Source organism: Niastella sp. sgz303648 (genome assembly GCF_059587045.1).
This window is the reverse complement of the sequence record NZ_JCAPSW010000020.1, coordinates 44,958-71,769: the sequence shown is the minus strand read 5'-3', so window position 1 is coordinate 71,769 and position 26,812 is coordinate 44,958. Positions and strand designations below refer to the sequence as shown.

Sequence of the window (26,812 nt, the reverse complement as noted above, 5' to 3'; positions counted from 1 at the left end):
AACTAAAATCGCACTCCTACCGATAAGGAAACCGACCGGGCAAAAGGATAGTCAATACCACGTTCGTTCACAACAGTAGATAGTCTGAAAATATCGTTCATATAGGCCCTGCAGGTAAATGAAGAAGCTTTTACAACCTTCAGCCAACCGGCAGTGGAGTTTTCATACCCTACTGAAATAGACTCGCCTGCAAGGATATTGTTATCTTCTACAAAACGCGACGACATAGGGGTTGACATTACATCACTAATAGCTTTAAACTTTGCGTTATCGCCGGGTTTCTGCCAGCGGTCGTGCAAAGCACGCCTGTCCTGATTCAGCCCTATATTTCCAAATGGAATATTTTCAACTTTATCATACAGCGTTTGCATGAATATTTGTCCGCCGATACGGTACCGGAGCGCTACGTTGGCTGAAAAACCCTTCCAGGAAACGGAGGTGCCCATGATACCTTCCACATCAGGATCACTGTTACCCACCACTACTTCATCGCTGTAACTGTGCGCAAATGTTTGGTTGCCTTCTTTGGTAAGGAACACTTCCCTGCCTGTGGCCGGATCAATGCCCTTTGAACGAACAGCCCATAAATCAGAAGGACTTGCCCCATCGTAATAACGGGTCATATTTACGCCTTTGTTGTTCTCATTGAAGTTGGAAAGGGCACTACCAAAGTTCCTGTATTTCGATTGCAGCCGGCGCGCATTCAGGTTAACCATCCACGTTAACGCCTTGTGTTGGATCAGGGTATAGCCGGCCGTTAGGGTGAAGCCTTTCTGCTCAAGGCCGCCGAGATTATCTGTAACACTGGTAGCGCCTGAAGAGGAAGGCAGCGCAACAAATACCAGCAGCGGATCAGTTGTTTTTATAAAATAATCTGCATTGATGCGCAGGCGGTTCCTCATCACCTGCAGATCGAGCCCGATGTTTCGATCAAGCGTTTTCTGCCATTTCAACAAAGGATTGCCGTGGTTCGATATGATCACACTGGGCCCGAACGGGTTTCGATTTTCATTGTTGTACCTGTATACCCGCGTTGATATATAATCGCTGAAGTTCTGGTTGCCCGGATTTCCGATAGAAGCGCGCAGGCGCAGGCTGTTTATCCAGTTGTAACGGTCTTTTTTGAAAAATGCTTCATTGTGAATATTCCAGGCCAGGCCCATTGACCAGATGGTGGTAAACTGTTTGTTGGCGCCAAATACCGAAGCACCGTCGGAACGAAGGGTGGCATCGAGCAGGTAACGTTGATCAAAAGCGTATCCCGTATTCAGGAAGTAGCTGGCGCTACGACGCTTTGACTCAAGGTAAGAAGCCTGTTTTGTATCTGAATAACCAAAAGCAAATGCAGGATTGGGAAAATCATCGCCTGTAAATCCACTCACTTCATAAGAGCTGCTAAGTGCCGACACCTGGTTGAGGCGCATACCTGCCACCACATTCAACATATGCTTTTGTGCCAGCAACTTTCCATAGGTAAGGGTAAGATCTCCATCATAGTTCATCTGGCGGTCGTTCGACTCAGAATAGGTTCCCTGCCGCAGCGGATCGGTACCGGCAAATTCCGAGTTGAAGGGCGATCTGAATACTTCATCGCGGATAGCAAGACGGTTAATGCCAAAACGGGCGCGTGCCTTTAGTTCATTCAATAAACGCCATTCGATCTCGAAGTTGTTGGTGAATCCCTGCGACTCGGATTTGTTTACATTATTATTGTGCAAATCATAAAGCGGGTTGTAATAAGTTTCAGTGGTTGCCGATTGTCCGGTGGTCAGGCTCGCCCAGATAAACGACTCCAGCACCTTGTCGATTCCGCCCTGGGCATTGTATTTCCTGAAATAGGGATTGGCCCTGGAGAAATCAGAGAACGGCACGGTTTCGATATTGGCATTCACGATATCTATACTCAGCGAGTTGGTTGCCGACAGGCGTCCTTTGTGATAGATAAGTCGAATATTGCCATTGGTGAGTTTACGATCTGAACCTTTCATAACACCCTGATTATCGCCAAATGCCAGTGATACACCGTAACGCAACGTGGCGTCGCCACCCTCGGCAAATAAGGTATGCCGTTGTGTAGTGGCAAAACGCAACGGTTCGTTCATCCAGAAGGTGTTCACACCGCGTTTTACTTCAGCCAGCCGGGCATTGTATTTTGCATCTGCTTCGGCGGTAACGAAGTTGCCGTTGGCATCAATAGAACCCAGGAACATAGATAGCTTTTCAAACTCCAGTTTCTCTTCCGCATTCATCAGGTTATAGTCGCTCAGGTCGGCAAAACTGAAAGAAGTATTGAGGTTGTAGCTAAGCCGCAAACGGCCGGGGGCGGGGCGTTTTGTTTCAACCACCACTACCCCATTCGCAGCCTTTGAACCGTAGATGGCCGTTGCCGCAGCATCTTTCAGCAGTGTAATATTTTCAATGCGGTCCATACTGTAATCGCTGATAACCTGCAGTGTGCTTTCAAAGCCATCGAGGATAAACAACGGCTGGTTAGGATTGGTGCCGTACTGTTGCGATAAACCAATTACACTGCTTTTTCCCCTGATCTCGATATCGGGTAAGCGGTTAGGATCTGAGCCAAAAGAATTATTTTCTATAATAGCAAAAGAAGGGTCAAGCGTTTTCAATGCCTGCAGCGGACTCTGGTTGCCCACCACTTTCAGCTCTTTGGCGGTAAACGTTGTTGAAGAACCGGAGAAGCTTTCTTTTTTACGCTGATAGATCCCTGTTACTACCTGATCTTTCATGGCAGTAGCGGTTTGAACCATCTTAACAGCGAGCCGGTCGCCGGGTTTTATCCGAACTTCCATTTGCTCGTAGCCCACTGCCGAAAAAATGAGCGTTTGTCCTGTAGCAGCGCGTATTGAAAAAGCACCTTTGCTGTCGGTAGAAGCTCCCCTGAACGTTCCTTTAACGATTACACTGGCGCTTGCAACCGGCTCACCGGCTTCGGAAGTTACCACTCCTGAAATGAGGCGGGCGCTATCTGCGGGAGCACCATATGGCTTCGGTATTTCCTGCACCGGAAGTTCTGCGCCAGCTTTGCGTGAGAGTGTAATGGTTTTCCCCTCGATGCGGAAATTCAGCGATTGTTCTTTCAATGCTGCCTGTAAAAATTCGTTAAGCGGCATGCCTTGTGCCGAAATGGTTACGGGCTTTGTGTTGGTTAACAGTTGCCTGTTGTAGAAAAACACAAAGCCGGTTTGTTGCTCCACCGCTGAAAACACCTCTTTCAGCGAAAGCCCGTTCGCCGACAAGGTTACATTTTGCGAATAGGAGTTTGCAGAAACAGTCACTGAGGCGGCAATCAGAAAAAAGGTTAACAATCTCACAGCTTTGATCGTGGAAGCTGAGAGCAGTGAAGAAGCACCGGCATGTTGAACCGGCGCCAATACCCCGTACAGGTAGCGGATTCGTATGTAAAACGAATCCGGTCCGGTGCACAAAAAACACGCATTGCACCGGCCACAAGTAGCAGTTTTGGGCATACTTTTGTTGCAGTTTGGTTGGTTAATAAAATGCGTAACGCTTAATGCGCAACGCTTAATGCTCAACGCGCAACGCTTAAAGCATAACGCCATTTGAGTTGTATTTGCTTTCTGCGTTCAGCGTTCTGCATTCTGCGTTTTGCGTTCGGCGTTCGGCGTTCAGCGTTCAGCATTCGGCGTTTTGCGTTCAGCGTTTTGCGTCTTATGGCAACACAATCAGTTTACGGCCTTCTACACGAAAGTGCACGTCCATATCTTTCAGGGACCTTAGCAAACCCGACAAACTAACATCGTTGGTCATTTTACCGCCGAACGTTATATCGGGTATGTTTTTTTCATAAACCACTTCTATATCGTACCAGCGCTCAAGCTGTCGCATCACTTCCTCAAGGCTGGCATCTTCGAAATTGAACAGGCCGCTTTTCCAGGCCACTGCCTTGTCTGTCTGGACCGGGATGGGTTTGGATATTTGAGATGACTGAGATATTGATACTTGTTCTCCGGGTTTTAATATAGCTGATGAAGCATCTTTTATAACCTTTACCGAACCTTCCAGCAATGTCGTTTTAATCGAGGGCTCGTTGTCGTAGGCATTGATGTTGAAGTGGGTGCCAAGAACCTCAATGCGGCCTCCCCCGGCCCCTCCGGTGGAGGGGAGTATGTTGACAACAAAAGTTTTTTTGTGCCCATTCCCCCCGATCGCTTTATTAACTTCAAAATAAACTTCGCCTGTAATGTCAACGCTTCTTTCATTGCCGGTAAAAGTCGTGGGATAACGAATTGAAGATGCTGCATTCAGCCATACTTTGCTTCCATCTGGTAAAATCAACTGAAACTGTCTGCCTTTAGGCGTTGTGAGAGTATTGTAAACCGTTGCAGCCTGGCCGGCATCTTTTGTATAGGCCAACGCTCCGTTTTTCAGTGATACCTGTGTTCCGTTCTGGGTGGCTATTACTCCGTTGCCAAGACTGTCAAGCACCACTTGTTTGCCATTAGCCAGCGTTAAAATGGCGCCGTCATGTCCCGGAGGAATATCCGCCGGTTTTTTGGTCACAACTTCGGGGGGAAGACTTTTTTTGCGGGTCAGTAAAAAATAGCCGTAGCTGCCAACACCCGCCAGCAACAGCACCAACGCAGCCACCCGGGCAAAGCGCCACCCCTTACTTAACTTTCGAACAGGCACAATCGCTATATTTCCGGCCATCCGCTGACGGATCTTCGACAGAATAATGGCCTCGTTGTTTTCTTCTTCTTCCTCGCGATACAACAGAACCAGCTGCCGTAATTGTTCTTCGTCATCGATAGATTCAAAAAGACGGCGATTACGTTCTGACTGCGAAATCCACTGGCTAAGCTGCTCCTGATCTGAACCGGACAAATTGCCTTTCAGGTGCTTCGTTAAAAGATCAATAAGGTTGCTAACAGTCATCATATAAACACACTACAATCGAACAACCCCGATCAACCATTCCAAAATGAAGTTTTTTTGAATTTTTTTTGCGGGCGTCAGCGCCCTGAGTGTACCGCCACCGCAGGCAATGCGGTTAAGCTAAGAGTATTTCGCGCAAAGGCGCAAAGCCGCAAAGCCTTTTCTTAGCGTTGTTACTGATCGCGAAGCGATCAACTTTGTCCCGCCACGGCGGGAGCGCCTCTGCGAGAACCTAAGCGCCTCAGAGCTGGTCGTGAAATTCAAGCAGCAGTAATAGTGAGGATAGCATAAAGTCTTTGCCCAGCGCCAGTTGCAACAGGCGCACTGCAGTGACCCGCTGATTGGTTACGGTTTGTACTTTGATCTGCAGCCGTTCGGCAATTTCGGCAGGCTTTAATCCATCGCGGTAAGAAAGCAAAAAAACCTCCTTCATACGGGGAGGTAGTTTATTTACTTCTGCATAAATGCGGCTGACCAGTTGAAGTTGCACCTGTTCTTCGAAGAAATCATCCTGTTCGCGTTCATTGAACTGGCGAAGCAGGTCTTCGCGCCGGCCGGCTTTCATTTGCCGGTGTTTTAGCAAATTATAGCATTTGTTGCGAACGGTTACGTATAAAAATGCCGCTATGGCATCCAATGTGGGAAAGGTATCGTTGTGCTGCCAGAGTTGAACAAAGGTTTCTGCTGTAAGGTCACGGGCATCTTCCTTTTCCTCCACAAATTTCCTGGCAAACCAATACACCCGCTGGTATAAACGCCGGTACACCGTTGTAAACGCCTCTTCGCTCCCGGCGCGGAACTGTTGCATCAATACAACTTCATCCTGTATTTCATTTTCTGTTAGTGCCACAACGTGCGGGAAAACCTGTTAATAGCGTATTAGTATAAATAATATAGGTAAGATAAGGACATTAATTGGCGCATGCAAGATAGGTACATTTTTCAGAAGTGTTAAAATGACGTCAAAGATTCAATCTGCCTTTTGTATCGTCGTTACTGAGCCGGTTGCCCTGCGAAGCGGTTTTTCCAAACTTCCAGGATAAGGCCAGTACAAACTGGCGGCTATCGGTTAATCGAGGCTAAGCCCTCTCGTATCTTCACTGCAGTCGTATTTTATTTCCTGCCGTATTTTGGTTGACAGCACTTTGTTTTCAAGCAAAATCTTTACAATATCTGTTCGGTGTATACCACAGGTTAGTTTGTTGTAGATAGCTTCCAATGGTGCTTTGCAAAAAATGTTGCCAGGTCAAAGAGTTGAACCAAGGCCCAGGTGTCTTTCTTTTCAGTAGCAAGTTTATCGAGAATAGCTTTGCGAATTTTGCCCTGTTGTTTTGAAAGTGCGATCAATTCGGAAACATACAATGCTCTGCTTCCTTCGCATTGCGCATCATAGGCAAAATTTTTCACAGAGGCTTTAATAATGTCTGCCGAAAAGTCGATGTCCCGGTGCTTTTGCATAAGCAAATGAGCCTCACCGGTTCCTCGTCTGATAGAACTTTTAAATTTCTGTTTAATTACGTTTGTATTGGTCAATGTTTTATAGTCTGTTTGTTGCCGTATTTGTTATTTATTTTTTCTTTGCTTCGCCGACCATTCAACAGCCTGCCGTATCAGTATGCGGTAATTGGGATTTGAATAGCCTGAGGGGCCGTGGCCTAACTGTATGTATATGACATCTGAATTGCCGTAATGATTAACCCAGGCAAGGTAGTGCATACTTTTGGGGTGCGTGGTGCTGAGCAAAGGTTTTACCTGTGGTAATATTTCAACGCCGCCGTACACTTCATCAACGATGTCAAAATCGCTGATGCCACTGGTAACAGGATGTTTTTTGTTCTCCACTTTCACGGGAATGTTCACATCATGCTCGTAGCTGGTTTTCAGCGTATCGCCATTTACTACAACGTCATGTGTGTGGTATTGTCCGCCAACGATCTTTATAAACTCGGGCCAGTTTTGGTACGACACCAGCGAATGGTGGAGGAAAATCATGGAGGCGCCTTTTTTCAGCAGACTGATGTAGGCATCCTGCTGTGCCGGCGTAATGGAATCGAGGACCATATCGTAAAACACAAGCACATCATATTTTTTCACTTCAGGTGAAGCGATAAATGCATTGGCCTGCGGCTGAACGAGCGTATCGTATGTTATAGACGGTATAGAATCAAAAACGTCGTAAAAAGGCTGGTGTTTAAATCCATGCCCTCCGCTTATGATAAGCACCTTTATCTTCTTCTGTTGCGCGAAAGAGAAATGGGTACATCCTGCCAGAAAAATGAAAAGCATGAAAACTTTAACCGGATAAGTGGGAATCTTTTTCATCCGGTTAAATTACAAATTTTTAAATATCGAATAACGAAATTTGAATGCCGAATGTTGAAATAAAAAACCCATTCCTTGTGTTACTTCAACATTCGACATTTATTATTCAATATTCATTATTCATTACTCCCTCGATATATTGATCAATGCCCTTCTGTTGCGGCTACGGCCATCGGGATTATCGCGGCCATCAATCAATTCCAGCTCAATGGGGCAACAGGCCCCGAATGCTTCAAAAGTAATACGTTTGGCAACTATGCCTCCTCTAATGAAGTAATCGGCGCATGCCCTTGCCCGGCGGTCACTCAGCTTTTTATTGTATTCATCGGTTCCCTTGCCATCGGTATACGCTGAAATCTGAAGCTTTGCAGCCGGGAACTGCATCAGTATATTGTAAATTGAATCCAATTTGCTGAGCGCATCCTTTTTCAGGTTGCTCATATCAAAATCAAAAAATACGGTAACTACATTATCAGGATTTATGCGTTTTTTCTCAATGAACACATCTGTATTGAATAACTGATCGGCCTGCGGGTTGGTTTCATCTTTCTTAATAATTTTCACAGTAGCAGTGGTGTCCCTATAGAACGATTTGCTGATGTTAATGGTCAAATTATTATCAGCATTATCGAGCGTATCGAACACATATTTACCCTCTTTATCCGTTATTGCTTTTTGTGTTTTGCCGTTCGGGTCGGTAAACACAATCTCTACATCGGCCACAGGATCGTTGCTTATATTATCCCGTACCACACCGGTTAACTGTTTATTTTTTGTAATTTTTGTAACGCGATAACTTTCAAGACAGCATCCGGAACCTCTGTCGGACCCCACCATTGCTTTCGATAAAAGAGCTGTTTTTTCAGGAGCAAAAAAGTAAATATCATCTCTCGAAGAGTTAACCGGATAACCCATATTGTTGGGCACACTCCATGTTGCTTCGCTGCCTTTGGCAGAAAACAGGTCATACCCTCCCATGCCCTGTTTTCCATTGGTTGAATACACCAGGGTGCCGCTGCTGGTTTGATAAAACGGTGCCTGTTCATCACCGGCAGTATTGATCACTGCTCCTGCGTTTACAGGTTCACCGGCACTTCCATCTGCCTGTAAAGGCGCATACCAGATATCGAATCCGCCTGATCCGCCCTTACGGTCTGAAGCAAAAAACAAATATTTTCCATCAGCAGTGCAAAACGGTTGTTTGTTGTTGGATAGGCCGGCATTCACCTTTGGCAATAAAACAGGTACAGACCAACTTCCATTGCTTTGTTTATTTACACAATAGATACTTGAAACTATGCGGCCTTTTTCTTTTCGCCATTGGGTATAATAAATACGTTGGCCATCGGCGCTGATGCTTGCTGCGCCCTGGTTATCCAAAGTACTAACACCGGGCAGCGCAACAGGGGTTAGCTGAGCAAGGCTGTCGTTGTTCAATGTGGCATACAACAAATGGCTATGATTCGGATTGCCTTTATCTTTCCCAACAGGATCGGCTTGTGTACTGCTAACGAGGTATTGGTTACCGCCGGCAGGCACTACAGCGTAAGCGCCTTTTTCATGGCTGTCGGGCGTTTTGAGTTTCATTACATGTATCGCAGAGTCGGCTGCCGCCATTTCTTTGCGTACGTATTGTAGTGTTTGCAACTCTTTTTCAGCCGCCTCTTTAAACTGTTTGTTTTTACCTTCAGCGTTTATGTATTTGCGTAAATTTTCTTCTGCTTCATCATATTTTCCCAGACTGCGTTCGCATACAGCACTCCAGTAAAGCGCATCAGCTTTATCAGTACATTTTTTGTAGGCAGAATCGGCATTTAACCAGTAATTGGCAAGGCGGTAGCATTCTGCCTGCTTGTAAAGAATGTCGGGGCGGGATGCATTCGGAGCTACTGCACCTATTCTGCCTTTTTTAGCATACACCGTATGTGCCTGTATATAGGTGCTTTTACCGGTTGTGCTCAGGTATTGCTGATACAAATAGCCTGCAGTATAATATTCACCGGCCGCAAAATACTGATCGGCCAGCTGCAGCGGGCTTTTATTTTCAACCTGTTGACTTTTTAACGGCTGCCAGCAGGCGCAGGCAATCAATAAGCAAAATGAACTATTGACTAATGATTTGAACTTAATGGGTAAATAGGTATTCATAATAAAACAATAGTTGTTTGATGGATCGATTGTTTGATTGTTGGAAACTCCTTAATTCCGCAACCCGGCCAAAACTTAACAGATTCAGAATTCGGCGAGCCCAGCCATCAAACCATAAAACAATCAAACCATATTTTATAGTCTCGCACAACGGATATAATCAACTATACTCTTTGTGCCCGACCGTTTAATATAAGAAAGGCTTAGTTCAAAGCTGTTTACATTCCTTGTCAGCGATCGCAGTTTCGCTGCATTGGCGTCATAGCTTACACCGATAACAAAATTTTTATAATCAATTCCCACGTAAGGAGCCACCGCATCATTAACACGGTAATAGCCGCCCAGCATAAAATCGGTTTCAGTGTTTACATTTAATTGTGCATATACACCCAGCATGGTTTCGGTAGCGGTACCCTGGCGCAAATACAATACATGCGGTACTATACTGTTACGTTCTGATACATTAAAGCTTACCCCTGCATGTACTGAATAACGAATAGGGATCCGGTTGAGGTCGGTGTTTTTGTTGGTGACGATCGGATCTTTGGGCCTGTTTAAATGATATACTGAAAAACCACCGAATACATTGGTTTTCTTTTCAGGCGTTCCATCAAAATACAGAATGCCGGCCCCTATATCGGGAACGAGTGACGACGTTTTAGAAAAAGTTTCAGTTGTTGGGTTTGATGCCTGGTATCCGGTGATGGGATTCCATTGTTCACCCCATTTGAATTTTGATTGATTGACCGAGCGGTTTATGATACCACCCTGAAGGGCCATAACAATATGCTGATTGAAATCCTTTCCGAATCTAACGCCGGTGTAGGCATAGGAAACGGAAGCAGTAAGGTAATTAAATCCTCCATCGCCGGCCGATTGATTCAACACGTTGACGCCCAGTCCAACATTTTTATTGGTACGTGTATCAAATGAAAGACCAAAAGTGCGATAAGGATTGCTGATGCTACCCCACTGGTTACGAAAAATTGCAGACGCCCTGTAATCGCCGTCGGCGCTTCCTGCCAGCCCGGGATTTACATACATGGGAAAGGTATAATTCTGCGTAAAGTGGGGATCTGTTTGAGCAACTGTTCGAAAAGCAGTTATCAAAAGCAAACAGACCGTAAACCAACTGTATCGTTTGATGGCTTTGCTTTTCATTTGGATATTGTTTTTTATCGTATAAGCGTGATAGAACCTTTCATATTAACATTCTTCCCGTCTTTCAGCACCGCTTTTAATACATACATATAAACACCCACAGGCTGAGCAGTGCCTTTGTATTTGCCATCCCAACCCTGGCTCGTACTGTTAAGCGTTATCATATGTTCGCCCCATTGATTGAAAATGTGCATTTCAACCGTAACGATATAATTACTGTAAATAAAAAGCTGGTCATTTTTTCCATCGCCGTTGGGAGAAAATACATTGGGCACAAAAACATCTTTTGCCAGTGGCAGCACCGTTATTTTATATGATTGGGAGGTAGTGCCTGAACAACCATTAATGAAAGGTGTTGCTGTAACGGTTGCCGTAACCGGCAAATAAGTCGTGTTAACTGCCCTGAAAGAAGGAATTGCGCCAGTGCCCGAAGCACCTAATCCGATCAACGTGTTTGAATTAGTCCATTTTATACTACCGGCCGGATCGTTTACCGTAAAAGTATACGTTGGCATAACGGCACCGTCATAAACGGAAGTATCTTTTTCTATACTATTGGTAATGGATGGTATAGGATTAACCTGATACGTAAATGTAGTGCTTACAGCACACTGACCTGCAGCAGGCGTAAACGTATAGGTACCGGAATTTAGATTGTCAACTACAGCGGGGCTCCATGTACCTGTAATACCGTTTACAGAAATAGTTGGTAAAACGGGAGCCGGATCATGTATACAAACAGATTGTGAAACACCCAATGAAAAAGTGGGTGTAACAATCGGATTAACCGTTACAGTAAAAGTTACCTTAGGTGCACAGGGGTTGGTTGAACTGGTGAACGTGTAAGTTCCGCCTGCCGTGTTGCTCACTACCGCAGGACTCCATGTACCTGTGATTCCATTATCTGAAGTGGTTGGTAAAACGGGTACCGTTCCACCTGAACAGATCGTTAAGGTTGTACCGAAACTAAACGTAGGTGTAGTTTTCGGATACACCGTTACGGTATAGGTTGCCGGTGTAGCGCACTGGCCTGCACCAGGCGTAAACGTATACGTACCGCTTGCGCTATTGCTCACCACTGCCGGGCTCCAGGTTCCTGTTATTCCATTTGATGATGTATTGGGCAATGTAACAACCGGATCGCCTGCACAAACAATAGCGGTGGTGCCAAAAGTAAATGCAGGTGTAAGAACCGGATTAACAGTAACGGTAAAAGTTACCGGAGGTGCACAGGGGTTCGATGTTGGGGTGAATGTATACGTGCCGCTTGCCGTGTTACTCACTACAGCCGGACTCCATGTGCCGGTGATTCCATTTGTTGATGTAGTGGGTAAAACGGGTACCGTTCCGCCTGAACAGATCGTTAACGATGTGCCGAAACTAAACGTGGGTGTAGTTTTCGGATTCACCGTTACCGTGTAGGTCACGGGTGGGGCGCACTGACCGGGATCTGCCGTAAATGTATATGTGCCGCTTGCGGTATTGCTCACCACTGCCGGGCTCCAGGTTCCTGTTATTCCATTTGTTGATGTATTGGGCAATGTAACAACCGCATCGCCTGCACATATAGAAGCAGTGGGCCCGAATGAGAACGTGGGTGTAATAACCGGGTTCACGGTAACTGTAAACGTTGTTCCCTTAACGCATCCGGACGAAGTAGCTGTAAATACATAGGTGCCTGAATGGTTAGGATCAACCACAGCCGGGCTCCATGTGCCCGATATGCCATTTAATGATGTATTAGGTAATACAGGTATACTTGCGGTTGCACCTGCACAGAACGTAAGTGATTTTCCAAACGAAAAGGTAGCTTCCGTTCTTTTGTTTACAACAATGGAAACAGTAGTTGGTAAGCCACAGGTGCCGGCTGCAGGTGTAAAAGTATAGCTGCCTGAATTTTGGTTATCAACTACCGCAGGGCTCCAGGTGCCGGGAAGGCCATTATTCGATGTTGATGGTAAAACCGGTGCAGGATCCCCTTCACAAATAGGCGCAAAGGAACTGAAAAGAGGAACAGCTATAGGGTCTGATAAAACAGTTCCGGTAAGTACCGTAGTAGTGGTGCCGCCGGCTTCGAATATAAAATTGGAGTACAAACCTTTATTCAAACCGGAAATGGTTAACTCCCCTGCCGAATTTGAAACAATGGTTACAGGGCCTTTTGTAACACCATCATCAGTATACGTTAACTGATAAGAAGTGTTTGGCGTTAGTCCGCTGAAAACAATCGACCCTTCGGAACCATTACAGGTTGTAGGATTCTTGCTTATTGTGAGAACAGGATCAAAAGCATTTGCATCAGGTTCGCTGTTATGTAAGATCAAAGAATCATTGTTCAATGATGTAGAAAAAACAGCCAACGCATTCATACCATGCAATTGAGCCCTGGTGTAATTACAGCAAAGTATAATAGTAAAAAAAACTATTATACAGGATATTGGTAATCGTTTCATTTTTTTCTACGGATAATGGGTTGTTGCTAAAAATGAACTTTTAACGGGAGATTAAACGGATCATGACAAGGTAAATTGCGCATAGCCGGGTCGTTTCACCGACGACTTCAGGCTACTCATCGAAAACGGCATGCGTAACATAACTAACGGTGCATCATATATGCAGTATGATATATATACCATACATTATATATGCCATGCGATATATATGTTAATTGAATAATAGAGTGATTGAGCGGGTTATCTTATTTGAAGATTTAATAATCTATATAACAGATTTGAAGTTCGTAAACAAACCCGTATTGATCAGTTACAGTCGCAAAGTTTTAACTCCCCTGTAATTCTTTTGGTTTTAAGTTTACCTGCCTTGTTATATTCAAAACTATAATCTTTGGGATGAGGGATTTTGCCTATCACCGGAGTGACATTTTTTATGGTATCAACCGTGTCAATATATAGGGAATGCAAATACCAAAGTTTCTTAAGTGATTTAAACGTCATGGAAATATTCATGCCGTATCTAAGACTGTCATCCTGAATAAAAATTGTTTCAAGGCGGTTATTCCGGAAACTATTATATATAATAGCAAATCTTTGGTTAGGCCTGTCCATTGTAATATCCCAACTCCATGTTTTTCCATAAGTATCAATGTCAACCTTAAAACGTTTATTGCCTAACCAAAACTCAAGTCCGCTTATCTCGCTATACTGTTTGTAAGGCACTACATAGCATTTGTTAATTTCAGCAGGAATATTTTTTAAAGAAGTGATCTCAAGAATATTTTTTCCTTTTTTTATTTCGATCGACTTAGAAAGCAGTTTTATTTCAACTGTGTCGATATATAATGGGCCATCAATACCTGTAACGTGTAAAGTGAGGGTTTTATCAATATCGGAATATTTAAAAGAGGAATCTGCCAGCCTTACATCTTTAAAATTACCATTCTCAAAATTCATTATATAGAAACCGTCATTGTAACATTTTAAATAATGATCCTTATCGTGGCAGATAGAAGGATTCGTTAAACTTAATTGTGCAATAACAGGTTGGGCCAATAGTGCATTCACCAAAATGAGGAGTGGTTTTAATTTCATGGTTGTTGAAGGGAGGATGAGAGAATAACGTACACCGAGATTACTAAAATTTGACGAAAAATGAAAGTATTTGTTCTTTATTCATTGTTGGGTACGGGATTTTATCAAATGAATAACATTTTCAGATAGCAGCATAACAAAGAGACTTAACCGGTAATCATTAACGCGGAACGCAGAACGCTTAAGGCTTAACGCTAAAGGCGTTTTTTTGCGATATGCGATTTGCATTAAGCAGGTCCTCCCCGAGAAGCCACTACCCGAATAAAACGGGTAACAGGCGCCAGGGCCTACATGCATCAGTACGCTACCGAACCGCCTACATCGGGCACAGTGTGGATCAGTGAAGGAACTACCCTTGCTTATAACACATTCAAGGGGCTCCGGTCTACTGTGAGATACTGGTTCAGGGTGGTAGCGCTTGGTCGTAACGGCCAAACGGTGGTTTCACCGGTTGCCGGGCGGGTTATTCAATAATCCTGAGCGAAGTCGAAGGACAGAGTTCCGCAACGTACGAAAAGGATTATTATCCAAATAAAGGCTCTGGTTTAACCGGGGCCCTTTTCTATTGAAGAGCGTCTCCCCCATTTGTTTTGCTCGTATCATATTTATTTGTACCTTCTACTTCCAAATTCAACTTATCTACCTTCTTCCTTTACATATCCGCACAATCTGAATCTCAGTTCCCCAAATCAGCTTTGTTCATTTAAAAAAATAGGAGGTTTTATGATTGTTCGACTCACTTACCTGAGCTTTCTGCCGCAAAATCTGCAACAGGCTAAAAGAGTTTACAGCGAACAGGTTGTTCCTGTTGTAAGAAGCCAAAAAGGCAATCTCGATTGCAGATTGCTGGAACCCCTTGAAAAAAACGAAGACTATATTTCTATGACAACCTGGGAATCACAGGCCGACGCTGATGCTTATCAAAACAGTGGTACATACAGAGACCTCGTTGAAAAAGTAAGAAAAGATTTTGCCAAAGATCCGGTATTGAAAGTTTATACTACCGAAAGCATTCTGGAACATGCATAGGCTGTGAAGATATCTTATTAACAAGTAAGGGCCTGTCGAAGGCCCTTTTTACTTTACCTGCCGGCTCAATCGTACTCAACTATATCATCAATAAACAGCCTGCCGTTTTGAGCTATGATTTTTATATCTCTGTGATATTTTGTTTTAAAATCCAGGTCATCAATTACGACTTTATAAAGCGATGCGTTTTGTGATTTGTTTTTAAGGAAGTTACATGTTGTTACTTTTACTTTTCCATTGTCCTGGGCAGAGGTAATAAAACCGCCGCTACCCACAAATTTTATATTGTACTTATTCTGCCATTTCTTTTTAAATGATGCTACCGTTAGTGTTGTATCTCCATTGTCATAATCTAAATTAATGGCGTCCTGTTTGTAGTTGTAATAGTCGGGCGTCAGAGTCTGCTTCAGCTTTTCAAATCCTGCATTGAGATCCTGGCCGTTAGTATAATTTTCAATGACTGCAATCAGCCACTTTTTAACTTTAACGGTATCGGCCAGCATGTTATCCGTAGAAATCCCCTCCTTTTGAGTAGTTTTAACAGTCTTAGCGGTATCGGCTTTAGTCTTATCGCCGGAAGAAGATTCTGCGGAGCATGCTGCAAATGTCAATGCAATAGCTACCGGTAAAAAAAGTCGTGTCATTTTTGATTTTAGCGTTTTATAGGATGAGAACAAAAGTAGTATTTGGTAATTGTAAAATAATAGGATAATAATCAGATAATTGTTATCTTAGGTGTGATAATTTGAGCTTCGCAGTAGTAGTCATTAATTAAAAGCTTACCTGCATTTTTATTTAGTACTTACTTGTTGCCTTCCTCAGATTTTTTAAAATATTCAATCGCAAAGCATGAACATTTATGTCTCAAATTTAGGCTTCAACGTACAGGATGAAGACCTGAAAGATTTTTTTATTCCTTATGGAGAAGTAACCTCAGCCAAAGTGATCATGGACAGAGAAACAGGCAAATCCCGGGGATTTGGCTTTGTTGAAATGCCCGACGACGCAGCTGCCCGGAAAGCCATTCAGGAACTTGACCAGGGTACCGTTGAAGGCAGGGTCATAAAAGTTACAGAAGCCAAACCCAGAGAAGAAAGACCGGATCGTAAAAATAATTCTTTCCGTAATGATAACAGGGGCGGCGGTTTTAAAAAGAACAGGTGGTAACACCGATGTAGGTAATTTTTAAGTATTTGTATGTTTTAGGACAGGCAACACAGGTGGTATTCCTTCCCCTCCCTTAATTTATTATACGGCGTGGAATGTTATTTGATGCATTCATGATATATCTATGCCTCTCCCGGCCACATTGTGTGCGTAATTAATTGTCTTAAAATATTATCAATATGCTACCTCTTAAAATTGGTGTAATTGACCTTGTATGTAAAGGTCCGGCTAACACCTTATGGGCAAAAATTATGCATGCTAATCTGGCAAGCATTATGCCCCAGGTGATAGCGACCTGGTGCGAACAGGAAGGACATGAGGTAACCCTGATTTGCTATACCGGAAACGAAGATCTGCATAAAGAAATTCCCAAAGGAGTAAATCTGGTATTTATCAGCGCTTTTACACAGGCTGCACTGCATGCCTATGCACTGAGTAATTATTTTCGCAGTATGGGCGCTGTTACAGTGCTGGGTGGGCCGCATGCAAGATGTTATCCTGATGATGCTACACATTATTTTGATTATGTGCTGGGATTTACCAACCGGTCAACTATTACAGAGGTGCTGAATAATTGTACAGCACAACGCCCCGTTGGAAAACAATTGTCGGCCGATAAACAGCCGGCTACTTTATGCGGCGTTCAGGAGCGTTGGAAATTTATAGAACCCACTTTAAAAAAAGCTCCGTTAATCAAAATTGTGCCCATGCTTGGCAGCGTCGGCTGTCCTTATACCTGCCCATTTTGTATTGATTCAACAGTGCCCTATCAGCCACTTGACTTTCAAACCATCAAAGCAGACCTTCGGTTTTTACTAACCAAATTTAAAAAACCCTGGATTGCCTGGCATGATCCGAATTTTGGCGTGCGTTTTAATGAGAATATGGAAGCCATTGCGTCGGCAGCCCCGGGTAAAAGCTTTCATTTTATAGCCGAAAGCAGCTTGTCGATTTTAACTGAAAAACATTTAAAAGTATTACAGCAAAATGGATTCGATGCCCTGTTACCCGGGATAGAATCATGGTACGATTTAGGTAATAAGTCGGGCACTTCACGTATTGCGGGTGAAGAAAAAGTAAAACAGATATCGGAACATGTTAACACAATGTTTCACTATGTTCATTATGTGCAAACGAACTTTGTACTGGGGCTTGATAGTGATTCAGGTGATGAACCTTTTGAGCTTACCAAACGATTTATAGATAGTACGCCCAGTGCTTTTCCCGGTTATTCGCTGCTCACCGCTTTCGGCGAAGCCGCTCCCCTTAACCTCGAATACCAAAAGAAAGGACGTGTTCTTCCTTTCCCTTTTCATTTTTTGAATAATCACCTCGCGATGAACGTTAAACCCCAAAATTATGATTGGATAGATTTTTATGATAAGGTGATCGACCTTACTCAATACTCTTTTTCGGCAAAGGCTATTTACCGCCGTTTCAGGGGCACGCCCGGTATTACAACCCGGTGGATGAACTTTATGAGAGCTATTTCGTCGGAGGGATGGGGCCGGTTAAAATTTTACCGGCAGATTCGTAAAAACCTTGTTGAGGACCGTGGTTTCAGGAAATATTTTGAAGGAGAATCGTTACAATTACCTGAATTTTATAAAAACATCATTAAAAAAGATCTTGGCAGTTGGTTTCAATGGTTACCCCAGGGGGCGATGGAACATAACCCAAATGCCTATTTACATAAATCAATACACAGTCATACACAACCTTCGCTGTAAATTTTACACCCGGTAGCAAACAGCATTAATATTCATACCTGCACCAACCGATGCAAACAACAATACATCTCCGGGATGAAGTGTTTGATTGTTCACTTTTTCTTTACGAACGAGGTCATATAATGTAGGAATGGTAGCCACCGAACTGTTGCCAAGCCAATGAATGCTCATAGGCATAATATGTTCAGGCGCCTGTTTACCATAAAGATTATAAAAGGCTTTCACGATAGCTTCATCCATTTTTTCATTGGCCTGATGGATAAATATCTTTTTTAATTCCTCAATAGCCACGCCGCTTTTTTCCAAACAGCCTTTCATGGCTTCAGGAACATATTTCACGGCATACTCATACACCTTTCTGCCCTTCATTTTGATATATCGTGTACAGGGATTCGAGTCAGGCAGGAATGATTTACCATAGTTTATGTATGAAACTTCATCCATGCAATCAGACCTTGTACTGGCTCCCAATATTCCGGCCGGGTTGTCGCCGGTTTCTTTATATTCTATAATGCAGGCGCCGGCGCCATCCGAAAAAATCATGCTATCTCTGTCGTGCTCATCCAACACCCTTGATAGTGTTTCGGCACCTATTACCAAACAGGTTTTGGCACTGCCTGCTTTAAAAAAAGTGTCGGCCTGTATCAAACCCTGAACCCATCCGGGGCAACCAAACAAAATATCATACGGTACACACCAGGGATTGCGAATGCCCAGCTGATGTTTTACGCGCGATGCCAGTGATGGCACGGTATCGGGCTGTAAAGTTCCGGCCAGTATATCGCCATAATTATGCGCTACGATCACCTGATCAATAGTTTCGGCATCAATGCCGCTATCTTCAATAGCCAGCCGGGCAGCCCGGGCAGCCATATCAGATGTGTTGATGTTATCGGGAGCATACCTGCGTTCGGCTATGCCTGTAATTTGTTTGAATTTTTCTACTACTTCCGCTGGCGAAAGACTATTGGGTTGTTGATTGGCATTATAAAACGTAGTGGTGGTAAAGTCACCGTTTTTCTTAATAACAGGAGGGATATAACATCCTGTTCCGGTAATGATGGAACGTAACATATTCTATACAAGGGCATGTGAGATTGCACTCCTTGACCGGATGAATCGATCATCCAGACAACAGAATAGCAAATAAATGAGTTATAATTCAGCAGCACCACTGATCAATCTATGGTGCACCCAGCTTTGTTATTTCAGATCCGCTGAATATCCTGGCCAGATTCATATCTTTCGACTTCCGGTAACTTTCGATATTTAATTCACCTACAATTCGCCAGAAATTCTTCGATTTAAGTTCACTGTAATCGGCTGTTTTGATAAAAATTCCTACAACCGGCTTCCTTGTTTTAAAAGTGATTTTAACAGGAGCTTTGTCAAGGTAGTTCTGTTGCAGAAATCTTTCAATCTGATCGTTTGTCATAAATAAAAAACATTTTCAATGTAGGCCAAACGGGAGCCGTTTTGCCGGCAGGCTTACGATCTTACCTTCACGAATGTTGAATTATGAAATCAAGATAAGTGTAGGGAGGAAATAAGTTGCGCAAAGGTACACTTTATTATGGAAATAGACCGGGAAAACATCCGATCACAAGTGTAACGCATTCATTTATACCTATTTGCAAAATATTTATGCCATTTCCTTCCAAAAATAAACCAGTTTTTTACCATTTATCAGGCCTGTAACACATTGCATTGCAATTATTCATCATATGCCCGGCTAAAGTATCCGAACGCCCGCCGCAGGCAGCCATTTACCAAAATGATTGATAGTATCAACTAATTTTTCTACTTTCGTTTTATATACTCATATGGGAGATCAAATAAAATCCACGCCGCTCATTGCAGGCATCGGCGCCCTGCGATTAAACATATTGCGTGAGTGCGACAGGCTTTTCAGGGAAAAAGATTTTCCCCTTGATATGGAGCAGGTATCTGTACTCAGATTGTTGTATAGCTCTCCGGGCATCTCGCAAAAGGACATTGCAATCCGGTTGCAGCGCGATAAAGCCTCTGTTAACAGAACCGTAGCCCTTTTCAGTGAAAAAGATATTGCGAAGATTGTTCCCGATAAACAGGATAAGCGGAAAACCAGCATTGAGTTAACAACCGAAGGAAAGAAACTGGCGAAGCAAACGGAACTTGTACTTGCAAAATACGAGCAGCAGCTTGCCTCTCATTTCAGCGAAGAAGAATATCGAACATTCAATCTTCTTATAGAAAAATTGCTCAATCAGCGTTCTGTTTAAACTCAAAACTCCGGAGGCTTAAGGCCTGATCAGTTAATATTTTAATAATACATAAAGATGATGCATTCAAACAATCAAAACACAGCCCTGCTGGTAATGGATATGCAGTTAGCAATAGTTCGCAATCTTTCTGATTACAATGAAATTACCGGTAAGGTGGCCAGGTCCATTGCATTTGCACGCGCTGAAAATATACCTGTTCTTTTTGTGGTAGTTGGTTTTCGGCCGGGAATGCCTGAAGTAAGCATGAACAATAAAATTTTGTCGGCAAGCAAGCAACGATCGGCTGGTATGAATATGGATGACGCGATGAAAATCGACAGCACAGTAACTCCGGCACCGGGCGACATTATCATTACCAAACGTCGTGTTAGTGCATTTACAGGTAGTGACCTTGAAGTTGTTCTTCGTGCCCAGGGTATTCAGCACCTTGTACTTACGGGCGTTGCCACCAGCGGAGTGGTGTTATCAACTTTACGCGAAGCTGCAGATAAAGATTATCGCATTACGGTACTGTCAGATTGCTGTACCGATGCAGACGCTGAAGTACACAGCATTCTTATCAATAAAGTTTTTCCGCGCCAGGCATCTGTTTTTACATTGGATGAATGGACTTCAGCGGTCAACATTTAATCTTCTACTAATCTTCTACATTCAATATTATTCCACTAATGCCGTTATTTTGTATCGCCTTGCCGTAGCATGTTTATGTATAGCATAATTATCCCATGAATACCAGGACCCGTAAAAGACTATTCCGTTTTTTGTTAATACCCCTTTTTGCCCTGATTTTGTTGTTGGCAACGGCATGCTTCATCTTATATTCCCAGCAACAGCGGCTGGTTAAGCTGGCCGTAAAAGAGTTGAATAAAAAACTGCACGGCGAAATATCAATAGACGGCAGCAATATTTCATTATTTCAGAATTTTCCTTATATCTCTGTTCGGTTGAACAATGTACGCTTTTATGCTTCCAAACAAACGACGGGCAAACCTTTGTTTGCCGCAGAACGGCTGTTTGCCGGATTCAGCCTCCCCGATGTGCTGAAACAGAAATATAAAGTAAAAGTGATTGTACTGAAAAACGGACAGATCGACCTGGTTGTAGAAAAAAACGGACAGCTGAATATTGTTGAAGCCAGCCGCCTCACCAATGATACAACCACTACCACCGATACCGCTTCAACCGCGCTCGACCTCGATATAAAAAAGATCGTGCTTAAAAACATGACCGTTTCTTATCTCGACAAACAAAACGGTCAGCAGGTGGTTTCGCATATCGAACGCATACAGTCGGCCCTTGAATACGACAGCCTGAAATTAAGCGCCGGCTTGAAAGGCAAACTGATCATCGATTACACAAGTCCGGGTAACACCACCCTGTTGTTCCGGAACAAACATATTGAAACCGACCTGGCCATAGGGTATGAAAAAAACACCCGGGTGCTATCGCTTACTACCGGTAAACTGAAACTCGAAGACGCTGTTTTTAACATCACCGGTACTGCCGACCTGCAGCATGATAACACGATCGATCTGCATTTTTCGGGCGATAAACCCGACCTGAAACAGTTGTTTGCTTTTGCACCGGAACCGGTAGCTAAGGAACTGAAACATTTTCGCTACGATGGCCATGTGAATTTTGAAGGAACCGTAAAAGGCAGCGTTGCCAGGGGCCGCCAGCCGCGAATCGACCTGTCGTTCTCCTGCGCAAACGCCTGGGTGCACAATGCCCAATCCAATAAAAAACTCGATTCAGTTGCCTTTAAAGGATCTTATACCAATGGCGACGGGCACAATATGCAAACCTCCGAACTGCGGTTGCTGAATTTGCATGCAAAGCCGGGCACAGGCATTTTCGACGGCAACTTTATCATGCGCGATTTCAGCAATCCTAAAATTCTCATGCAGGTGAACTCGAACCTCGAACTGGAGTTTGTTGGTGCATTCCTTGGCATAAAAGACCTGCAACGCTTAACAGGCCAGATCAGCCTTAAAATGAATTTTAAAGATCTCGTCGATATCAGCACACCCGAAAAATCGATTGGTAAATTAACCGAAGGTGTACAAAGCGAGCTGTCGGTACGCAATCTTACCTTTCGCATTCCCTCCTATCCGTACAATGTGGAGCACCTTAACCTGCATGCCGATATGAAAAACGGATTTGTTCATCTCGATTCATTGGTGTGCAATATTGGTCAATCAGATTTTTATGTAGATGGATCGCTGAGCGATCTGCCCGCGATCTTTCATGCGCAGCACAAACCGGTTATAGTGAATGTAAATGCACGCAGCCGTAAAATGGTTATGCGCGAACTGCTGAACATCGATACTACCAAAACCCGCAGGGGAAAAGAAGAAATTTACGGATTTACCGCCGGCCTGTCGCTCGAAACTTCGGTCAGCGAACTGTTGCATCCCGCTCCGTTGCCAAAAGGTGTTTTGAAACTGGAACACCTCAACGCATCTTTCAAACGATACCCGCATGCCTTTAAAGAATTCGGTGCCTTGTTAACCATCAGCGATACTACGCTGCGGTTAAAAAATTTTGGCGGACATATCGACAGCAGCGATATCCTTTTCAGCGGCCGTGTAAACAATTATGCCTTGTGGTTCGAAAAAGTAAAACGAGGCAGAACCGAAATCGCATTCGACCTGAAATCGCAACGCCTGGCTATGAATGATCTGCTCGGCCGTCGCAGCAAAAAATTAGTGTCGAAAGATTATCAGGATGAAGTGGCCACCAATGTATGGCTGCGTTCAAAAACCATGTTGAAGTACGATTCGGTTTTCAGGTTTGCCAATGTTAAAATCGCCAATATCTCGGGCCAGCTGCAAAAACATGCCATTCAGCTCGACAGCATCAGCGGCAATGTAAAATTCAATACCGATAATTTTATAAAGATCGATACGCTGCGCGGAAAAATAGGCCGCAGTGATTTTAATATCAGCATGCGCCTGTATACGGGCAACGATTCGGTAAGAGCCGCAAAAGAAAATTACCTGCAGTTTGCTTCACGTTTTCTCGATGTTGACCAGCTCACCAATTACAGATTAACCGCAATGGAAGAAGCCGCTCCTGCCGGTAACGACTCAACAAATAATACAACTACAGCATCCGCAACTCCATCATCGGCACATGCCAAAGCATTTAATGTTTTTCAGGTTCCGTTTATAAATTTCAATGCAAGTGTAAATGTAGGCAGGGTAAAATACCATCGCCTGTGGTTGAAGAACGTGTGGACCAACGTGCGCATGCTCAATAACCATCATCTGTATCTCGACACATTGCATGTTGAAATGGCGGGAGGAAAAATTGATGCCCACGCCCATTTTAATGGCAGCGATCCCGAAAAGATCTATTTAACCAACCGCATCAACGTTGATAATGTGGATCTGGAAAAACTGATGCTGAAGCTGGATTATTTCGGACAGGATTATGTGATCAATAAAAATATCAAAGGCAGGTTTACCGGAAGAATCAGAAGCTATGTGCGGGTACATCCCGATATGACACCAATGGTTGATCAGTTAAAGGCACAGCTCGAAGTAAATATTTATAACGGCGAGCTGATCAATTTTGCGCCGATGGCAGCCATGTCGTCGTATTTCAAAGACAAAAATCTTAAACAGGTTCGCTTCGATACCCTGCGCAATACGCTTACTTTTAAAGATAATACCCTGAACATTCCCGCTATGAATGTGAACTCGTCGCTGGGTTTTATGGAAATCGCCGGCAGCCAGTCGCTCGATATGAAAATGCAATACTACCTGCGCATTCCGCTGAAAATGGTAACACAGGTAGGTTTTGGAATGCTGTTTGGCAAAAAGCGCGAAGAAATAGACCCCGACCAGGTAGATGCGATAGAATACCGCGATAAAGACAAAAAGGTTCGCTTTATGAACCTGACCATCACCGGTACACCCGATGATTACAAGGTGAAACTGGGTAAACCGAAAAAAGCATAATCTCACGTAAAACAGTTTATAGTTTGTGGTTTGTGGTTTGTGGTTCTTTCGGTGAATCTTACTTTTGCAATATTAATCCTGTTACAATTTTAAGGTGCCGGGAGATAATAATGCTTTTCCAAAGCGCGGTAGCAACCACAAACCTCAAACCTCAAACAAACAAACAAACAAATAAAACCTATCTTCGCAGTCATATCCCATATCCTCCCCCATTTCCTCCAATATTTTAATTAACCACCTTACAGTTTTAAAAATCCAACAAAAATTTATCCTGATACACAAACTTCTATAATTGTACGGTATGAGCCTGCTCAAACTGTTTTTGTTGTGCGCGGTGATAATGGTATTATCCGGTAATAAACCACCGGTACAGGTGATTTCATGCGGCCCGGCATCTTATGTTGCCAAAGGAACAATATACAGCGTTCGGTCGGGCAACTGGAATGACCCTGCCACCTGGGGCGGACGCATACCCACCCCCAACGATGCACCGGTCATTAGTGCGGGGCATGTGGTAGTAGCCAATGTGGATGCATCGGTTAACGGTTTGCAGATTGCCGGTACGTTAACTTTTACGCCCGCAAAACCGATTACGCTGAAAAGCAGCAAGAACCTGCTGGTTACCGGTCTGCTCGAAATTATCTCTCCCAAACCATCCATTGTTCATACCATACGGTTTATACATGTAAACGAAAACATATTTGAAGGCGGCGGTATGAACCCGGTCGACAGCGATGTTGGCTTATGGGTAATGGGCGCGGGAAAATTGAACCTGCAGGGCCAAACAAAAACTTCCTGGACAAATGTGACCGGGTCCATTGTCGAAGGCGCTACTACCATTACCGTGAAAGACGCCACCGGCTGGCAACCCGGTGATGAAATCATGATCACGCCAACCGCCGAAAACGCCAATAATTTTGATGTAACAACCATAAAAGCCATTCATGGTAATACGATCACACTAAGTACTGCCACAACCAGCCATCCTATGATCAACGGCCAATGGACGGCCGAAGCAGCCAACCTTACCCGTACGGTTCACATCGAAGGCACCAACGAGGGTAAATCGCATGTGTTTATCAGATCATCGGTTCTGCAAACCATTAAAGATGTGGCATTCCGGTACCTCGGTCCGCGTAAAGATCAGGGCGAAACGCCGGCCACTGAACTGATACAGGGCCGTTATGGATTGCATTTTCATCACTGTATGGATGGCAGCACCGGTTCGGTTGTGGATGGGTGTGTTATGCGTGATATCGACAACCATGCCTACGTGCCGCATGTTAGCAACGGCATTGTAATGAGTAATAATATTGCTTTTAATGTAACGGAAACGCCATTCTGGTGGGATATTCCCGATCCATCGCATAATATACAATGGCTGCACAACCTCGTAGCTTTACCAAAATACATAAAACGTTCAATTGGCATGGATACCAAAGGAGCGCCCACGTTAGGCGTAAATGGTTTTATACTGGGGTTTGGCGATGATAATGTTTGCAACGATAACGTAGTGGCGGGGCAAACAGGGCTCGAAACCACCAATGCCGCTTATGACTGGGAAGAAATGAATATCGAAAGCGAATGGACCTTTAAAAATAATATGGCCCATAACTGCAATAGCGGTTTACGAAGCTGGCAAAATAATACCCGCCTGCATGTTATTGAAAATTCAACGTTGTATCATAATGGCATTGGCATATTTCACGGGGCTTATGCAAATATGTACCGGTATGTGGGCGGCCGGCTGTACAAAAGCCCTGTTCACATCAAAGCAGCATCGGGCGACAGCAGCCGGCTTCGTTTCGAAAACCTGTATATAGATGCGGCCGGCGCTGATTATGCGGTTATACTGGATGAAGGACCATTGAACGGCCCCATCCCTGTTCTGTTCAGGAACTGCACCATAATCGGCGCCCGCAAAGCGCAGGTGATCGACGACAATCAGGGCCCCGGCATCAAATGCGCCGATTTTATTGAGTGCCGGGTGAGTATGCCCGATTTTATGATTTCATCAAACGCACTCAACAATGAAGTGCTGCGTGTTCAACCGGCAACGGGCCCGGCGTTCCAGATAACGAGGAATGGTAAAACAATTATTCCCCCTTTTGCTGCGCGTTCGTGGGGCGAAGGCACCGGGTTGAAGGTCGAATACTATGCAGGAAAATTCGATTCACTGCTTTTTACGCGAACCGAACCGGCCGTTCATTTAACCGAGTTCACTGATGTGTTGTTCCATCATAAATTAACAAACTACCGGTACTCAATCCGCTACACGGGTGATATTATGCCGCAGCAAAACGCCGAATACACTTTTTATACCGAAGCAGGCGGCGGTGTTCGTTTATGGGTAAACGATCGGCTGATAATCGATAAGTGGGCCGAGCGTTATCCCGGTTTTATTACTTCCGATACAATAAAACTCACACAGGGAAAACGTTGTCATATAAAGCTTGAATATTTTAATGAAGATGACCGGTCGGGCATTAACCTGTTCTGGTCTTCTGCTACGCATGACCGGGAATATATTCCGCAATCGCAGTTGTACACTAATTAATTGA

The 26,812-nt window shown here is 44.0% G+C and carries 20 protein-coding genes; 8 read left to right on the top strand and 12 right to left on the bottom strand.

What is annotated here, in order from left to right; all coding sequences use genetic code 11:
• Window positions 1–2 precede the first annotated feature (2 nt).
• The 9 genes from AC59IL_RS34275 to AC59IL_RS34235 all read right to left on the bottom strand — a co-directional run bounded on the left by AC59IL_RS34275 (window position 3) and on the right by AC59IL_RS34235 (window position 14,096).
• A complete protein-coding gene (locus tag AC59IL_RS34275) occupies window positions 3–3,488 on the bottom strand; it encodes a SusC/RagA family TonB-linked outer membrane protein (protein WP_496556775.1) in 3,486 nt (1,161 codons plus the stop codon).
• A 202-nt stretch (window positions 3,489–3,690) separates the two neighbouring features.
• Window positions 3,691–4,920: a FecR family protein gene (locus tag AC59IL_RS34270; RefSeq protein ID WP_496556774.1), complete on the bottom strand. Its 1,230-nt coding sequence runs from the start codon at window positions 4,918–4,920 to the stop codon at window positions 3,691–3,693.
• Between the two features lie 238 nt (window positions 4,921–5,158).
• On the bottom strand, window positions 5,159–5,767 hold the full coding sequence (locus AC59IL_RS34265; RefSeq protein ID WP_496556773.1) for an RNA polymerase sigma factor: 609 nt from the start codon (window positions 5,765–5,767) through the stop codon (window positions 5,159–5,161).
• Between the two features lie 344 nt (window positions 5,768–6,111).
• Entirely contained in the window at window positions 6,112–6,324 is a 213-nt protein-coding gene (locus tag AC59IL_RS34260) for a hypothetical protein (RefSeq protein WP_496556772.1), read from the bottom strand.
• A 156-nt stretch (window positions 6,325–6,480) separates the two neighbouring features.
• The gene (locus tag AC59IL_RS34255; RefSeq protein WP_496556771.1) at window positions 6,481–7,239 is read right to left on the bottom strand and encodes a ThuA domain-containing protein; all 759 of its coding nucleotides are present in this window, start codon (window positions 7,237–7,239) and stop codon (window positions 6,481–6,483) included.
• A 123-nt stretch (window positions 7,240–7,362) separates the two neighbouring features.
• Window positions 7,363–9,387, bottom strand: a complete 2,025-nt coding sequence (locus AC59IL_RS34250) for an OmpA family protein (protein WP_496556770.1) — start codon at window positions 9,385–9,387, stop codon at window positions 7,363–7,365.
• A gap of 135 nt (window positions 9,388–9,522) precedes the next feature.
• Window positions 9,523–10,548 (bottom strand): PorP/SprF family type IX secretion system membrane protein, encoded by a 1,026-nt coding sequence (locus AC59IL_RS34245; protein WP_496556769.1) that lies wholly within the window; start codon window positions 10,546–10,548, stop codon window positions 9,523–9,525.
• A 14-nt stretch (window positions 10,549–10,562) separates the two neighbouring features.
• Window positions 10,563–13,001 (bottom strand): T9SS type B sorting domain-containing protein, encoded by a 2,439-nt coding sequence (locus tag AC59IL_RS34240; RefSeq protein WP_496556768.1) that lies wholly within the window; start codon window positions 12,999–13,001, stop codon window positions 10,563–10,565.
• A gap of 306 nt (window positions 13,002–13,307) precedes the next feature.
• Window positions 13,308–14,096, bottom strand: a complete 789-nt coding sequence (locus tag AC59IL_RS34235; RefSeq protein ID WP_496556767.1) for a hypothetical protein — start codon at window positions 14,094–14,096, stop codon at window positions 13,308–13,310.
• 291 nt (window positions 14,097–14,387) lie between these two features.
• On the opposite strand from AC59IL_RS34235, the gene AC59IL_RS34230 reads away from it, so the two are divergent.
• Both AC59IL_RS34230 and AC59IL_RS34225 read left to right on the top strand, forming a co-directional pair.
• Window positions 14,388–14,570 carry a hypothetical protein gene (locus AC59IL_RS34230; RefSeq protein ID WP_496556766.1) on the top strand — a complete coding sequence of 61 codons (183 nt, stop codon included), beginning with the start codon at window positions 14,388–14,390 and terminating at the stop codon, window positions 14,568–14,570.
• 249 nt (window positions 14,571–14,819) lie between these two features.
• Window positions 14,820–15,125 carry an antibiotic biosynthesis monooxygenase family protein gene (locus AC59IL_RS34225; RefSeq protein ID WP_496556765.1) on the top strand — a complete coding sequence of 102 codons (306 nt, stop codon included), beginning with the start codon at window positions 14,820–14,822 and terminating at the stop codon, window positions 15,123–15,125.
• A 65-nt stretch (window positions 15,126–15,190) separates the two neighbouring features.
• On the opposite strand, the gene AC59IL_RS34220 is transcribed toward AC59IL_RS34225, so the two are convergent.
• Window positions 15,191–15,769, bottom strand: a complete 579-nt coding sequence (locus tag AC59IL_RS34220; protein WP_496556764.1) for a hypothetical protein — start codon at window positions 15,767–15,769, stop codon at window positions 15,191–15,193.
• Window positions 15,770–15,974: 205 nt separating this feature from the next.
• On the opposite strand from AC59IL_RS34220, the gene rbp reads away from it, so the two are divergent.
• Both rbp and AC59IL_RS34210 read left to right on the top strand, forming a co-directional pair.
• Window positions 15,975–16,292 carry an RNA-binding regulator gene (gene rbp, locus AC59IL_RS34215; protein ID WP_496556763.1) on the top strand — a complete coding sequence of 106 codons (318 nt, stop codon included), beginning with the start codon at window positions 15,975–15,977 and terminating at the stop codon, window positions 16,290–16,292.
• A gap of 179 nt (window positions 16,293–16,471) precedes the next feature.
• Window positions 16,472–18,022, top strand: a complete 1,551-nt coding sequence (locus AC59IL_RS34210) for a B12-binding domain-containing radical SAM protein (protein ID WP_496556762.1) — start codon at window positions 16,472–16,474, stop codon at window positions 18,020–18,022.
• A gap of 3 nt (window positions 18,023–18,025) precedes the next feature.
• Here the strand turns inward: AC59IL_RS34210 and AC59IL_RS34205 are convergent, their stop codons facing one another.
• Entirely contained in the window at window positions 18,026–19,096 is a 1,071-nt protein-coding gene (locus tag AC59IL_RS34205; RefSeq protein WP_496556761.1) for a 3-oxoacyl-ACP synthase III family protein, read from the bottom strand.
• A 109-nt stretch (window positions 19,097–19,205) separates the two neighbouring features.
• The gene (locus AC59IL_RS34200; RefSeq protein ID WP_496556760.1) at window positions 19,206–19,457 is read right to left on the bottom strand and encodes a short-chain dehydrogenase; all 252 of its coding nucleotides are present in this window, start codon (window positions 19,455–19,457) and stop codon (window positions 19,206–19,208) included.
• 388 nt (window positions 19,458–19,845) lie between these two features.
• On the opposite strand from AC59IL_RS34200, the gene AC59IL_RS34195 reads away from it, so the two are divergent.
• The 4 genes from AC59IL_RS34195 to AC59IL_RS34180 all read left to right on the top strand — a co-directional run bounded on the left by AC59IL_RS34195 (window position 19,846) and on the right by AC59IL_RS34180 (window position 26,808).
• Complete coding sequence (locus AC59IL_RS34195) at window positions 19,846–20,283, top strand: MarR family winged helix-turn-helix transcriptional regulator (protein WP_496556759.1); 438 nt, start codon at window positions 19,846–19,848, stop codon at window positions 20,281–20,283.
• A 57-nt stretch (window positions 20,284–20,340) separates the two neighbouring features.
• Window positions 20,341–20,916 carry a cysteine hydrolase family protein gene (locus tag AC59IL_RS34190; protein ID WP_496556758.1) on the top strand — a complete coding sequence of 192 codons (576 nt, stop codon included), beginning with the start codon at window positions 20,341–20,343 and terminating at the stop codon, window positions 20,914–20,916.
• A 95-nt stretch (window positions 20,917–21,011) separates the two neighbouring features.
• A complete protein-coding gene (locus AC59IL_RS34185) occupies window positions 21,012–24,251 on the top strand; it encodes an AsmA family protein (protein WP_496556757.1) in 3,240 nt (1,079 codons plus the stop codon).
• Between the two features lie 301 nt (window positions 24,252–24,552).
• Complete coding sequence (locus AC59IL_RS34180; RefSeq protein WP_496556756.1) at window positions 24,553–26,808, top strand: PA14 domain-containing protein; 2,256 nt, start codon at window positions 24,553–24,555, stop codon at window positions 26,806–26,808.
• Window positions 26,809–26,812 lie beyond the last annotated feature (4 nt).

What these genes read in the sequence shown, in the direction of transcription:
- AC59IL_RS34275 (WP_496556775.1), bottom strand. Translation starts at nt 3,488, where the DNA reads ATGCCCAAAACTGCTACTTGTGGCCGGTGCAATGCGTGTTTTTTGTGC.
- AC59IL_RS34270 (WP_496556774.1), bottom strand. Translation starts at nt 4,920, where the DNA reads ATGATGACTGTTAGCAACCTTATTGATCTTTTAACGAAGCACCTGAAA.
- AC59IL_RS34255 (WP_496556771.1), bottom strand. Translation starts at nt 7,239, where the DNA reads ATGAAAAAGATTCCCACTTATCCGGTTAAAGTTTTCATGCTTTTCATT.
- AC59IL_RS34250 (WP_496556770.1), bottom strand. Translation starts at nt 9,387, where the DNA reads ATGAATACCTATTTACCCATTAAGTTCAAATCATTAGTCAATAGTTCA.
- AC59IL_RS34245 (WP_496556769.1), bottom strand. Translation starts at nt 10,548, where the DNA reads ATGAAAAGCAAAGCCATCAAACGATACAGTTGGTTTACGGTCTGTTTG.
- AC59IL_RS34240 (WP_496556768.1), bottom strand. Translation starts at nt 13,001, where the DNA reads ATGAAACGATTACCAATATCCTGTATAATAGTTTTTTTTACTATTATA.
- AC59IL_RS34235 (WP_496556767.1), bottom strand. Translation starts at nt 14,096, where the DNA reads ATGAAATTAAAACCACTCCTCATTTTGGTGAATGCACTATTGGCCCAA.
- AC59IL_RS34230 (WP_496556766.1), top strand. Translation starts at nt 14,388, where the DNA reads ATGCATCAGTACGCTACCGAACCGCCTACATCGGGCACAGTGTGGATC.
- AC59IL_RS34225 (WP_496556765.1), top strand. Translation starts at nt 14,820, where the DNA reads ATGATTGTTCGACTCACTTACCTGAGCTTTCTGCCGCAAAATCTGCAA.
- AC59IL_RS34220 (WP_496556764.1), bottom strand. Translation starts at nt 15,769, where the DNA reads ATGACACGACTTTTTTTACCGGTAGCTATTGCATTGACATTTGCAGCA.
- rbp (WP_496556763.1), top strand. Translation starts at nt 15,975, where the DNA reads ATGAACATTTATGTCTCAAATTTAGGCTTCAACGTACAGGATGAAGAC.
- AC59IL_RS34210 (WP_496556762.1), top strand. Translation starts at nt 16,472, where the DNA reads ATGCTACCTCTTAAAATTGGTGTAATTGACCTTGTATGTAAAGGTCCG.
- AC59IL_RS34205 (WP_496556761.1), bottom strand. Translation starts at nt 19,096, where the DNA reads ATGTTACGTTCCATCATTACCGGAACAGGATGTTATATCCCTCCTGTT.
- AC59IL_RS34200 (WP_496556760.1), bottom strand. Translation starts at nt 19,457, where the DNA reads ATGACAAACGATCAGATTGAAAGATTTCTGCAACAGAACTACCTTGAC.
- AC59IL_RS34195 (WP_496556759.1), top strand. Translation starts at nt 19,846, where the DNA reads ATGGGAGATCAAATAAAATCCACGCCGCTCATTGCAGGCATCGGCGCC.
- AC59IL_RS34190 (WP_496556758.1), top strand. Translation starts at nt 20,341, where the DNA reads ATGATGCATTCAAACAATCAAAACACAGCCCTGCTGGTAATGGATATG.
- AC59IL_RS34185 (WP_496556757.1), top strand. Translation starts at nt 21,012, where the DNA reads ATGAATACCAGGACCCGTAAAAGACTATTCCGTTTTTTGTTAATACCC.
- AC59IL_RS34180 (WP_496556756.1), top strand. Translation starts at nt 24,553, where the DNA reads ATGAGCCTGCTCAAACTGTTTTTGTTGTGCGCGGTGATAATGGTATTA.